This window comes from Bradyrhizobium sp. CCGUVB1N3, from assembly GCF_024199925.1.
GTDB lineage: Bacteria > Pseudomonadota > Alphaproteobacteria > Rhizobiales > Xanthobacteraceae > Bradyrhizobium.
Genome location: NZ_JANADR010000003.1, coordinates 35,935 through 48,495 on the forward strand (window position 1 = coordinate 35,935; position 12,561 = coordinate 48,495).

The 12,561-nt window shown below is 61.9% G+C and carries 11 protein-coding genes and 1 pseudogene; 9 read left to right on the forward strand and 3 right to left on the reverse strand.

The window, feature by feature from the left end; all coding sequences use genetic code 11:
* Window positions 1–390: 390 nt before the first annotated feature.
* The gene (locus NLM33_RS48555; RefSeq protein ID WP_254106609.1) at window positions 391–2,361 is read left to right on the forward strand and encodes a methyl-accepting chemotaxis protein; all 1,971 of its coding nucleotides are present in this window, start codon (window positions 391–393) and stop codon (window positions 2,359–2,361) included.
* A gap of 173 nt (window positions 2,362–2,534) precedes the next feature.
* Here the strand turns inward: NLM33_RS48555 and NLM33_RS48560 are convergent, their stop codons facing one another.
* Window positions 2,535–3,878 (reverse strand): IS1380 family transposase, encoded by a 1,344-nt coding sequence (locus NLM33_RS48560; RefSeq protein WP_254106610.1) that lies wholly within the window; start codon window positions 3,876–3,878, stop codon window positions 2,535–2,537.
* A gap of 416 nt (window positions 3,879–4,294) precedes the next feature.
* Here NLM33_RS48560 and NLM33_RS48565 point away from each other — a divergent pair, with 416 nt between their 5' ends.
* From NLM33_RS48565 to NLM33_RS50180, 8 genes are all read left to right on the forward strand, one after another.
* Entirely contained in the window at window positions 4,295–5,137 is an 843-nt protein-coding gene (locus NLM33_RS48565) for an IS5 family transposase (protein ID WP_254099474.1), read from the forward strand.
* Between the two features lie 73 nt (window positions 5,138–5,210).
* A complete protein-coding gene (locus NLM33_RS48570) occupies window positions 5,211–6,254 on the forward strand; it encodes a hypothetical protein (protein WP_254106611.1) in 1,044 nt (347 codons plus the stop codon).
* 58 nt (window positions 6,255–6,312) lie between these two features.
* Window positions 6,313–7,581, forward strand: a complete 1,269-nt coding sequence (locus tag NLM33_RS48575; RefSeq protein ID WP_254094380.1) for an IS256 family transposase — start codon at window positions 6,313–6,315, stop codon at window positions 7,579–7,581.
* Between the two features lie 88 nt (window positions 7,582–7,669).
* Window positions 7,670–8,308, forward strand: a complete 639-nt coding sequence (locus tag NLM33_RS48580) for a hypothetical protein (protein ID WP_254106612.1) — start codon at window positions 7,670–7,672, stop codon at window positions 8,306–8,308.
* 21 nt (window positions 8,309–8,329) lie between these two features.
* On the forward strand, window positions 8,330–9,028 hold the full coding sequence (locus tag NLM33_RS48585; protein ID WP_254106613.1) for a DCL family protein: 699 nt from the start codon (window positions 8,330–8,332) through the stop codon (window positions 9,026–9,028).
* Window positions 9,029–9,234: 206 nt separating this feature from the next.
* Entirely contained in the window at window positions 9,235–9,855 is a 621-nt protein-coding gene (locus NLM33_RS48590) for a type IV toxin-antitoxin system AbiEi family antitoxin domain-containing protein (protein ID WP_254106614.1), read from the forward strand.
* Window positions 9,845–10,774, forward strand: a complete 930-nt coding sequence (locus tag NLM33_RS48595) for a nucleotidyl transferase AbiEii/AbiGii toxin family protein (protein WP_254106615.1) — start codon at window positions 9,845–9,847, stop codon at window positions 10,772–10,774. Before NLM33_RS48590 ends, NLM33_RS48595 begins: the two co-directional genes overlap by 11 nt.
* Window positions 10,775–11,019: 245 nt before the next feature.
* Window positions 11,020–11,445, forward strand: a complete 426-nt coding sequence (locus NLM33_RS50180) for an exonuclease SbcCD subunit D (RefSeq protein ID WP_371930203.1) — start codon at window positions 11,020–11,022, stop codon at window positions 11,443–11,445.
* Here NLM33_RS50180 and NLM33_RS48605 read toward each other — a convergent pair.
* Both NLM33_RS48605 and NLM33_RS48610 read right to left on the reverse strand, forming a co-directional pair.
* Window positions 11,387–12,049, reverse strand: a complete 663-nt coding sequence (locus NLM33_RS48605) for a DUF6361 family protein (RefSeq protein ID WP_254106616.1) — start codon at window positions 12,047–12,049, stop codon at window positions 11,387–11,389. The two genes, NLM33_RS50180 and NLM33_RS48605, sit on opposite strands and share 59 nt — an antisense overlap.
* 133 nt (window positions 12,050–12,182) lie before the next feature.
* Window positions 12,183–12,557 (reverse strand): annotated as a pseudogene (locus NLM33_RS48610) (DUF6361 family protein); the annotation flags it as partial.
* Window positions 12,558–12,561 lie beyond the last annotated feature (4 nt).

Below are 12,561 nucleotides of genomic sequence, written 5' to 3' on the forward strand. Positions count from 1 at the left end.
ACGGCGTCAGCCGTGGGGCACTCCGCAGCGCGCGCGGGTCCCTCCTATTGACTACGGGAGCCGACCCCTCGCATGCTTCGCCGGCATGTGCACCAATCCAACCTCGATCCGAAAGGTCAAGGAAGGCAGGATGCCGGTGAGTTCTGACGGCGCCCGACGAAGTCGAGAACTGGGTGATGGCACCGTCGAAGAAACCGATACGTGCGGCCATCATACGCAGCGAAAATTGCGACCTCAGTCGAGGTACGCCCACGCTTGACAACACCCTCCCCCCGGACTCAGCAAAAATACCGCATCCTCTTTTCGCTGGGATAATTTACGTTCCGTTTGCCGGAATGCTCTAATTTTCTGCGGCAGACCAGATACTTACCGCTACTTCAGGATGCAATCATGACGTCGTTCTCGCTGCGACTGAGCCACAAAATACTCCTCATCGGAATTGTGAATATTCTCGGCCTTATCGCGTTCGGCACCATCTATTTGTGGGGCAACGCTTATCAGGAAGCGTCGCAAATTATTGCGGAAGAGGCTCGCAAGGTGTCCGTCATGAATGACAAGCTTGGACGCGATTTATTGGACGCGCGGCGAGCCGAGAAGGACTTCATCCTGCGGCGCGACGAGGACTCTTCCAAGCGCCACCGCTTGCTCTCCGCGAACATCAACGACGACATCGATCGCCTCGACGCATCCATCAAGGCGGCCAGTTTTACGTCTCTCTCCGACAAGATTGCGCCCCTTGCGCAAGGCTTCGGCGACTATCGCAAGCAGTTCTCTTTCCTTGAGCAGAATGAGGTAAGGCTTGGCTTGAACGAGAAGCTGGGTGTGAGCGGTGCACTGCGCGCCTCCGTGCACGACATCGAGGCGAAGCTGACACAGGTCGATAATTCGAAGCTCGCCGCCAGCATGCTGATGATGCGCCGACACGAGAAGGATTTCATGCTTCGTCGCGACCGTGCCTATCTTGATCAATTCGAGAAGAGCGCAACCGAATTTGCGAAGGCCGTACAGGCCTCCGACCTCGCGTCGGCCATGAAGGCGGACATCGACAGCAAGCTGCAAAAATATCGGGCTGACTTTGTTGCATGGGTCGATGGCGCCCAGCAGTCTGCCGCCAGTGCGTCGGCCATGTCGAAGGCCTATGCGCAGATGGAGCCCCACATCGAGGACATCGCGAAGGACATCGAGCGGCGGTATATCGCCGCGCAGGCCCAGGAGGCCGACACGATCGCGAGCGTCAAGCGTTGGATGCTGATCACCCTGGCGCTCACCATCCTGGTCGTCGCAGGCCTTTCACTGACGATCTCACCGGCCGTCACCAAGGCAATCGCGTCCATGGTTCAGGCCATGGTACGGCTGGCGAAGGGGGATATGACCGTGGAAATCCCCGGCGTCGGCCGCCAGGATGAAATCGGCGAAATGGCTGGTGCCGTCGATGTCTTCAAGACCAACATGATCGAAGCCGAGTGCCTGCGTGGCGAGCAGGCCGATAACGAGCGGCGGCAGGCCGGGCAGCGCAAGGCGGACATGAACCGCCTGGCCAGTGAATTCGAGGCAGCTGTCGGTGAAATCGTCGAAACCGTGTCGTCGGCTTCGACCGAGCTGGAAGCATCCGCTGCGACCCTGACAACGACGGCGGGGCACGCACAAAACCTTGCAAACAACGTCGCGTCCGCTTCGGAGGAAGCGTCAACCAATGTGCAGTCAGTGGCCTCCGCGACGGAAGAGCTGACCTCCTCGGTTAGCGAGATCAGCCGGCAGGTTCAGTCCTCCGCGCGCATGGCATCGGCGGCCGTCGACCAGGCGAGGCACACCACGGCGAAGGTCAGCGAGCTCTCCAAGGCCGCTGCTAAGATCGGAGACGTGGTCGAGCTGATCAACACCATCGCCGGGCAGACCAATCTGCTGGCGCTCAACGCGACCATCGAGGCTGCGCGTGCCGGCGAGGCCGGCCGCGGCTTCGCCGTCGTCGCCTCCGAGGTCAAGGCACTCGCCGAGCAGACCGCCAAGGCGACCGGCGAGATTGGCCAGCAGATCGGCAGCATCCAGTTGGCGACCGACGAATCCGTACAGGCCATCAAGGACATCTCGGGCACCATCGAACAATTGTCGGAAGTGTCATCCACCATCGCCGCCGCGGTGGAGGAGCAGGGCGCCGCGACGCAGGAGATCTCGCGCAACATCCAGCAGGCCGCGCAGGGGACGCAGCTGGTCTCGTCCAACATCACCGAAGTGCAGCACGGCGCGACCGAGACCGGTTCTGCATCCACCCAGGTGCTTTCGGCAGCACAGTCCCTGTCGACGGAGAGCAACCGGCTCAGGCGCGAAGTCGACCGCTTCCTTGTCACCGTGCGAGCGGCTTAACGGACCCGGGCTCTAGCCCGATCTATTCACGAGAGCACGGTCGTTCTTGACGTCTGACGGGGGCTGGCGGCTGGCGTGGGTGAGCGTCCGGCCTTTTGTCACCGGGTTCTACATCAAGCTGTTTTGTACGCGTTGGAGGAGTGGGGCGGGTGAGCGGGCGCAGGCCCGGTCGGTTACGGGCCGAGCGGGAGCAGCGCGCCGGGCAAGCTGCGGAAGAGGTCGGCTTCGGGGCATGCCGCGGCGAACGCAAGGCGAATGCGGCTCGCGGTTTCGACGACCCGGGCTGCGATTTTCAAGAGACGAAGACGCAGCGTCGCGAACTCGGCAGTGGCCAATTCCCGGACTTTGGGAATGGCGCCGCGCACGGTAAGCATCAACCAATAAGCGGCGGTGTGGAGAACGAGACGGACCTGGTTGGCGAGCGCCGAACGGCAACTGGTGCGATCGGAGGCGAGCTGCGTCTTATGCAGCTTGATCAGATTTTCGGCTTGGCCGCGCGCGCAATACAGGCTGTCGTAGATCCACTCGGCCGAGCCGACATCGAGGCTGGTGACGACGAAGCGGATGTCGAGGCCGAGCATCGTCGCCTCAATACGGGCGACAGTGCGCCGTTCGTGATCCCAGGACTTTGCCTTGTGGCGCGTCTCGGTATAGCCGCGCAGAACAGGCAGGTTCTCGATGGCGCGTCGCGTGCGAACGTCGTCGGCGACCTCGTCGACTTTTCTGGCGAGAGGCTTGGTACCGGACAGACCGAAGATGTAGTCGATGCCGTTGTTCTCGCACCACGTCATGGCCTCCGGCCGAGCATAGTGCCCGTCGCCACGGAACGTAATTCGCGTCTTGTGCCACCGCGTCCGGATATGCCGTATCAGGCGGCGCAGATGGGCACGCACCTCGACGCCGCCCGGCGTCTTGCCGGGCCGCAGCACGACCGCCACGGGCCGGCTCTTCTCCGTGTCGTAGACGTGGATCGGCAGGAAGCAGCGTTCGTCATAATGAGCGTTGAACAGCGAGAGCTGCTGATGGCCGTGGACGACATCGCAGGTATCATCGATGTCGAGCGTGACGGATGCCGGCTCGCGCGGGTAGCTATCCATCCATGCGTCGACCAAAGTGTAGGTCAGTCGGATCACGTCGCGCAGGCGCGGAGCATTCTCCAGGCGCGACAGCGTCGGTTGGGAACACAGATCGCGACCGCTGTCCGGCAGCCGTCCGCAGGCCAGCTTGAATGCGGGATCGGACCGCAGATGATCGAGGTCGTCGGCGTCCTCGTAGCCGCAGCAGATCGCGAACATGCGCGCGCGGAACATATCGACAAGGCTGTGCACGACCCGCGTCGGATCGCGCCGATCCGGGAACACCCGGGCCAAATTGTCGGCCAAACCGAGACGCCGCTCGGCCATCGCCAGAAGCATCACGCCCCCATTCGAGGTTAGGCGTCCACCATCGAAGGCAGCTGTGACTTTCTTGGCGTGAACGGCTGGAAACGAGAAGGGCAGAATCGTATCATCGGTCATGGCGGGCGTGGCGTTCGCGGTTGAGGTGATGGGGTTGGCTTCGCAACCGAATCCTACGCCGCATCAGCGCTTTACACCACGCTCGCCAGCCTCTCAGGCGCCCTCTCGCGAATAAGACGGGCTAGGGACTGTCGGCAATTTATTGAGGCCCGCGTAATATTGATTATGAATATTGCGTGGAGTGCTTACAAATTGCGCCTTGAAAACTTGAGTTGATGACAATTGAGTTCGCAGCCATTATTGGGCTTTCAAGATTCTCCGGCGGCAACCATGGAAAAGAAGCGCGGGTTAACGCCAGGCGATCCTCATCGAACTCCAATTCTGCCAAGCGACTTAGTGTCCGACCGAAAAATAAGTTGAGTGATATCAGCGAGTTCTGATTCCATTGGTGTTGCGAAGCATCAAAGGGATCGAGAATGTGGACTGATATCACTCGGGCACAGTTTGCCCGAGAGGAGCTGCGTTTGCCAAGCGACTTGACGGATGCGGAATGGGTCGTGCTGGAGAGGTTGCTTCCTGTGCGGGCCAAGCGCGGGCGGCGCCCGAAATGGAGCTATCGGGACATCGTCGAGGCAGTGCTCTATCTGCTGCGCGGCGGGTTGCCGTGGCGCATGCTGCCGCCCACTCTGTTTCCACCAATGACCACGGTGCAGTACTATTTCTACCAATGGCGGGACAGCGGATTGTGGCAATCGATCAACCACGCACTCCTGATGCTGGCGCGCGAGGCGATCGGCCGGGAGGCCTCGCCGACGGCTGGTGTGATCGACAGCCAATCGGTCAAGACCACCGAAGGTGGCGGCCCTCGCGGCTACGACGCGGGGAAGAAGATCAAGGGTCGAAAGCGCCACATCGTCACCGACACCCAAGGGCTCCTGGTCGGCGCGATCGTTCACGCTGCCGACGTCCAGGATCGCGATGGCGCGCCAGATGTCCTGTGCAGCATTCGCTACCGCTTCCCCTGGCTGCGCCATATCTTCGCCGATGGCGGCTATGCCGGCGGAAAGCTCAAGGCGGTGCTGGGAAAGATCGGCCGGTGGACTGTCGAGATCATCAAGCGCTCCGATGCCGCACAGGGCTTCGAGGTGCTTCCGCGCCGCTGGGTGGTCGAACGAACCTTCGCCTGGCTCGGCCGCAACCGCAGATTGGCCAAGGACTTCGAGCGAACCATCGAAAGCGCAACTGCCTGGCTCTTCCTCGCCTCCGTCCAACTCATGACAAGGCGCATCGCAGCCATAAAAACAGCAATGCAATTTTGAGTCAGACTCTAAGGCCGAAGAGAACAAGATCGGGCTTGCAGGCCTGCGTCAGATCCGCAATGCGGCGGCCGCCTTGTGGACGGAGGTAACGGACGCGGAGAGCGGCGAGACCGTTGCCAGCGGCGCGATTCCGACCTTTGATGCGGCCGTGGGGGCGCTGTCGGCCGCGGTCGCGGAGGAAGCGGAAGAGCGCGGCAAGGCGGCGAGCACCATGTTTCAGGCTTTGTGGAAAGCCGCAGAGCCGCTTTTCGCCGAAGGTGCACCGGCCCCTGCTGTATGCCCGGTCTGTGAAACGCCCGTAGCTGACACGGCGGCGGGCAGCGCCGAGGCGATCCGGGGGCATATCGCCAAGCATCTGGAAGAGCTGGCCGATTATGCCGCCGCCAAGAAGGTGCTCGACGCGGCCAAGACTGCGGCGACCAAAGCTCATACCCAATTGGTGGCGGCGTTGCCGGGGCTTATTGGCCTCGTCGGCGACGATGAAGCGGAACTGAAAGCCGATCTCATCGCGTATCAAGCCGGCATAGCCGGCTGGCCTCAGGCTGGCGTGCCGGCCTCGGCCGATATCGTTGCGTCGATCGCCAAGCTGCTCGCTGCGCTCGATCAGGCCATCGTCGACATCGAGTCGAAGCAAGGCGACCACACCTATATCAAGGCTAAGACGAAGATCGATCGGTTGCTGGAGCTACAGAGCGAGCGGGACCTCGCCCTGCGGACGCGAGCTCAGCTGGGGAAACTCTCCGACGCCTTGACGGCGCAGGCGACGATAATCTCGGCCGAGATCCGCAAGAAGGTGCAGGCCCTGCTCGACAAGCTTCAGACGCCGATGAACGACATCTACGAGCTGATCCAGGGCGCTGGCGCCGCGCCAATCCGGTTGGAGCTGCCGGCGGAAGACGACACGAACCAGCAGCGGCTCAACCTCCTGATCGATTTCGCCAAGAATCGCACTGGCGTGCAACCGGGCGGCTATTTGAGCGACTCACAGATCCATTCGGTGGCGCTGGCGTTGCGGATGGCGGCGATCCAGCAGTTTAACGTCGGCGCGCCCATCATTGCGCTGGATGACATCGTTACCGAGCTATGCGGGAAACTGGGTGATGACGGACTGAGATAGGCGGCGTATCGAGGCGGGTGTCGAGCCTGCCAGAACCTCTCAAGGAGAGCGATACGCCATGAACGAGACTAGCAATATTGTTGCCCTTCGTCAGCCCGACGATATCGACGATCCACTGACCAATATTCTGCGAGCTGGTGCTCGGCAACTTCTGGCGCAGGCCGTGGAGGTCGAAGTCGAGACGTTTCTTGCCACGGTGAAGGATTTGAAGCTGGCCGACGGGCGCGCCCGTGTCGTGCGACATGGTTACGGCCCGGCGCGGACGATTGCGACCGGCATCGGCCCGGTCGAAGTGGCGCGGGCAAAGATTCGCGACCGTGGAGCGGCCAGCGATGGCGAGCGGATCCGGTTCAGCTCGGCGATCCTGCCGCTGTGGGCGCGGCGCACCCGGAGCCTGGATGCGCTGTTGCCGGTGCTGTATCTGCGCGGCATCTCGACCGGCGATTTCCGGGAGGCACTGACGGCCCTGCTGGGCAAGGACGCGCCAAACCTGTCGCCTGCGGTGGTTTCTCGGCTGACGGCCGAGTGGCAGGGCGAGTACGAGCGCTGGCAGAAGCGCGATCTGTCGGCGCGACGCTACGTGTATGTGTGGGCCGATGGCGTCTTCCTGCAGGCGCGCATGGAAGACCACGGCGAATGCATGCTGGTGCTGATCGGCGCGACGCCGGAAGGCAAGAAGGAGCTGATCGGCTTTCAGGTCGGCGTCCGCGAGAGCGCGCAGAGCTGGCGTGAGCTCCTGATCGACGTGAAGCAGCGCGGGTTGCAAATCGCCCCTGAAATTGCCGTTGGTGACGGCGCGCTCGGCTTCTGGAAGGCGCTTGACGAGATCTGTCCCGGCACGCGGCACCAGCGCTGCTGGGTGCACAAGACCGTCAACGTCCTGGACAAGGTCCCGCTCTCGGTGCAGGCCAACATGAAGAAGGACCTGCGCGAGGTCTATTGGGCGCCGAACCGGGCGGCCGCCGAAGCGGCGATCGACATCTTCGCCCAGAAATATCGCGCCAAGTACGGCCGGGCGGTCGAATGCCTCGCCAAGGACCGCGACGCACTGCTGGCCTTCTACGACTTCCCTGCCGAGCATTGGGATCACTTGCGCACGACCAACCCCATCGAAAGCGTGTTCGCGACCGTGCGGCACAGAACCGTGCGGACGAAAGGATCGCTGTCGGCAACGACCGCCAGGCTGATGGTGTTCAAGCTGGTTATCGCCGCATCAAAAACCTGGCGGCGGCTCAAAGGCACAAATCAGTTGCCGAAGATCATCGCAGGTGTCAGATTCAACGACGGCATCGAGGTCATCCAAATGCCGGCAACCCACGCCGCCTGATCACCTCGTCACCCAAAATTCTGCATAGCTCATCGTTACCTCCTACGATGCCGATCATCGGCGCACCATTGCAGGGCTCATCGCCACCATGTTCGGTGGCAGCCAAATCCTGATTGCCACCCACGACGAGCGGTTCTTCAACTATTTGAAGGACCAGCTCGAGGCAAAGGTGTGGCACTTCACCCGGATCATTGGCCTCGATCCGGCCTACGGGCCGCGTTTCGCTGACCACAAGGTCAGCGACGAGATGATCGAGGCGCGTTGGGCTGCGGGCCAGTCGGCGGCCAACGAGATGCGCCAAGCCGAGGAAGAATGGCTTCTCGGCGTCTGTCGGGATTTCGGGGTCAGCGTGCGGATCCGGCCGCTGGAGAGGGCCTATTCTTACGAACGCAGCGAGTTGGCCTCTGCGCTTGCCGGCCTGCTCAAGGATGCCAAGCTCGCGCCTGCGCTGGTGCCGGGGGTCAACAACCGCTTCCTCGACAGCTTGGTGAAGGGCGAGATTGAGAATTTTGGCAGTCACTTCCAGGACGGGCTTTATGGCGACGGCTCGATAGGCGACGAGAAGGCGCGCTGGGAGGAGTTCAAGGCTTTCCGCAGCCAATTCGCCTGCAAGAAGTGCAGCCGGAGAAAGTTCCAGAGGCCTTTTACTCTCAAAAAGCCAGTATGCGCGCATGATGGTTGCGAGGCGCAGTTCGAGTTTGCGGTAGCACCGGCAGGGGTAGCTTGAATGGGAGGGCGTTCAAAACCCGTGGAGCTGGCGACGCGCAGCTTCGAAAAGCAAGGCGACGCCACAGCTTTCTTCAAGGCCATGCTTAACCGCTACCGGCCCGGTGAGCGGGTGAGTGGCGAGGATGCCCTCGACGTTGCGGCCCTTCTCGAACGCCACACTGAATATGTCGCCAAGGTGGGCTGTGGCGTTAGCCATTTTCAGGTCATGATGACCGAGCATGGGACGCAATGCTTCCGGATCATCCGCACGGATGGCAGCGGCACGGATTTCTCCTATCCACACTGCATCTCGCAGCGACCACCCAGCCGTAAGCAGGAGGTCGCCCAAGCCTTTCGACGTGTGGTGCGCTTCGATCTCTACAAGGCCCGCGATAATTTCTTTGCTACCCACAGCGGGGCTGACGGTCTGGTTTCCTGTGCCGTTACGGGCGAACGTGTCGCGCGGGACGAGGCGCATATGGATCACCGTCCGCCAATGACCTTCGAGGTCATCGTGACGACGTTTCTCTGCGGGCGCGGCCTTTCGCTCGACGATGTGCCGCTCACGACAGGCAAGGATGATCAAGTTTCGCCCGAGGTGACGGATGACGCCTTGAGCGAGGCGTTCCGAGCCTACCACGCTGGGATCGCGCGGCTCGATTTTGTGCGGAATACGGTCAATCTGGCCCAAGCCAGTCGGCATCGGCTGAAGGACGGTCGGATCACGCTGACAGGATAGCCACTGCCGGCCACGAGAGTTTCGCCGCGCTTTCTCGTCTCACCGGAGCACAGAGAAAATACGGGCGACGACGCTGTCGTCGTCCGAGCCTCTCGGCCAAGCCTCAAAAAGGATGACGGGGGCGAAAACTCGAGGATTCCCAAGCCGGCGATCTTGTGATAAAACCTCTGCTATATCTTTCTTGTTCAGAGGAAACGTCACCGTCCATGCCGTCCACTAGCGCCCAGCGGCTTCGTGCACTCGACCTCCTGAAGGCCCGGGGAATGCTCCGGCTGAAGGACTTCGTCGCCGAAGGCATTGGCCCGGAGACACTGGCCCGTCTTGTCCGGGAGGAGGTGGTCGTCCGCCCGGCACGTGGCCTCTATCAGCTCCCAGACGCCCATGTCGAGGCTGCCCATACACTGGCCGAGGCGGCGGTTCTGGTTCCAAAGGGTGTAGTCTGCCTGACCTCAGCCCTCCAATACCACGAACTGACACTGCAGATGCCATCGGCTGTATGGATGGCGATCGACCGTGTCGCCTGGCGGCCCAAGATCGATTATCCGCCTATTCGGTTCGTGCGCTTCACTGGATCGGCTCTGACCGAAGGAGTTGAGCGTCATCGCATCGAGAATGTCGACGTTCCCATCACGAATCCGGCGAAGACAATCGTCGATTGTTTTCGCTATCGGACCAAGATTGGCCTCGACGTCGCGATGGAGGGGCTGCGCGAGGGTCTCCGCAGTCGCCGATGCAAGCCGGATCAGCTCTGGCGCTACGCGCGCGAGGCGCGGGTCTGGTCGGTCATGCGTCCTTACGTCGAAGCAATGGTGTCCGATGCCGCGTGAGCCACGCAACATCGGCGCATCGGTACGAGCGCGACTTCTCGATCGGGCACGCGCCGAACGATCGGATTTCCAGATTCTCCTGACGCGATATGCGCTCGAGCGCTTGCTCTACCGGCTGAGCGCGTCGCCGCACCGCGACCGCTTCATCCTCAAAGGTGCGATGCTTTTCGTGACCTGGGTCACCGATCCGTTTCGGCCTACGCGCGATCTGGACCTACTTGGCCATGGCGATGGCGACGCCGAAGCAATTGCCGAAACCTTCCGGGCCATTTGTGCGCAACCGGTCGCCGATGACGGGGTGACGTTCGATGTCGCCGCGCTGACGGCGGCCGCGATCCGTGAGGAGGTGGAATATGGTGGCGTGCGGGTCCGCACAACAGCAACCATCGCCGGGGCGCGTATTCCGATCCAAGTCGACATTGGTTTCGGCGATGCCATTACACCCGCGGCCGTCGAGATCGACTATCCCACCCTGCTGGACGCCCCAACGCCGCACCTTCGCGCATATCCGGTCGAAACGGTGGTGGCCGAGAAATTCGAAGCACTTGTAACGCTCGGTGTGGCCAATAGCCGGCTCAAGGATTTCTATGATCTTTGGGTGATTTCCCGAACATTCGAGCTTCGCCGGGCCGCCCTTGTCGAGGCAGTTCAGCGGACTTTCGAACGACGCGGAACGGTCCTCCCATCAGTTGTTCCGGTTGGTCTGACCGATGAATTTGCAGAAGCATGGGCCGCTCAATGGCGCGCCTTCCTAGGTCGCGACCGTATGGCAGCCGCACCAGATGCTTTCGCCGTTGCCGTCGCCGATCTTCGCCTCTTCTTGATGCCGCTGGTCGTCGGCTTGGAGGAAGAACGAATTTGGCCGCCGAGCGGGCCGTGGTCGCCGGGAGTAGCAATCGATGAGGTAGCGGGGCGATAGAATTACTCCGTTCCGTATGGCGCGATCGACGAAGAAAAGAGCGTGATCGCGGTGGGGGGGGGACGTATGGATAAGAAGCACTTTTATCGCATGCAGGCGGACGAATTGCCTGATGCGCAGCGGCCATAGTCGGCAGATCCAGATTTCTGGAACGTTTGGACGTTGGCCGAAGAGCGGAGCGTCGATTGGGATGCAGTTTCGAAAGCATGGTCGGGTGCTGCTCCGGCGCGATTGCCGGAGGAAGAATGATCCGTATTCTGCACACGGCTGATTGGCATATCGGTCAGACTTTACGCGGGTTCTTTCGGGAGCATGAGCACCGCAAAGTGTTTGAGCGGCTCGAAGAGATCGTCGTGGAACGGGATGTCGATGCTCTCGTCATTGCCGGCGACGTGTTTGATAGCCAAAATCCCTCCGGGGAAGCGCAGCAGCTCTTCTACAATACGCTCGTGCGGTTGAGCCGCGCGCATCCGCGCATGGCTAACCGGCACGGCGAGCGCCGTCTCGAAGTCAAGCGAGAAGGTGGTAGCGACGGCAGTGTCGAAGACGTAGCCAGCCGGCGGCTGCAGGTTGGCGCCGTAGAGGGTGCGCTGTTCGGGATCGAGGCTGCGCCTATTCAGCATCGGCCAGATCCTGCAGATGCGATCTCGCTTGGCTCCAGCGAAAGTTGAGACGGTTGACGCCGGAGGCGCCAGTCCAGCGATCGCGCACAGCGTGATTGGCGTAGCGCGATTGGCTGGTCTTCAATCGACGTTCGCGCTCTTCTACGAGCTGCCGCGCTGCGGGCGCCGAAGCAATCTGGGTTGAGTTCTCCACAACCAGTTCGAGCCACTGCATCACGAAGCGCTTGGCTGCAGGCCGGATGCTATGGCCGGGATGCTCGACGGCGTCCCAGAAATCGTCGAGCGACCAGTTGCGCACGAGGGAAAGATCCAGCTCGGCGGTCCACGTCGCGATGCGTTCGCGATAATCCTCGGCCCAATCATCCCGACTACGCAGTTCGCTTAGCACGAGGTTGTAGAGGAGCGCCGCCCCATGCATCACATGCGAGAAAATCTCGCCGCGGTGGATCAGGCGGCGCGCGGGCGCCGGAAACGACGCAAGATGCGGGTGAGTCCAGATATGGTCGCAGTCTGCATTGATACCTTCGCGTGCCAGCAGGGTCAGCAGCGCCGCTGGTTGGGTAGCGACCAGGCGATCGATGATGAACTGCGCTTCGTCCGCCGCCAGGCGAAAGACGGCGCGGTCGAGCAGGTCCTTGGGCGCCTGTGGCAAGGATTGGTTCCATATAGCTGCCGCGCGCGAACCTGTAGCGGCGTCCTCGCTGTCTGACGATACGCGCAGCCGCTTCAGGCTGCGCAGAAAGGCTATCGGTGGAGCCCGGAAAGAGGCGAATGCCCCAGGCGCCGAGGCCCACCCAATAAACCGAGCTGGGGAGCCGCTGCAGCCGCGGACCGGCGTCGCGGCCGATGATGCCATTCGACTCTCCGCCAGCCTTGAGCGCGTCGGCGAACCGAATTTCCAAAGCGCGGGCCTCGGTGCGAAGCTGGCTTTCCGGAATGTCCCGGGCTTCCAGCATACGGAATAGCCAGGGAATGAAGAGCATGTATCGCAAACGGGTCTGGATCGTGCTCGTCCCCGGAAAGAGATGATCCGCGATCGAATCACGAATGGCGCCCAAGCCCAGTTCGTCGCGGCCCTCGCGCTCCTGAAAGAGCGCCATGATCCGCTGCGCGCGCTGGCGCTCGGCTTCGTCGAAATCGATCCAGGCAAGAGATGACATGCGC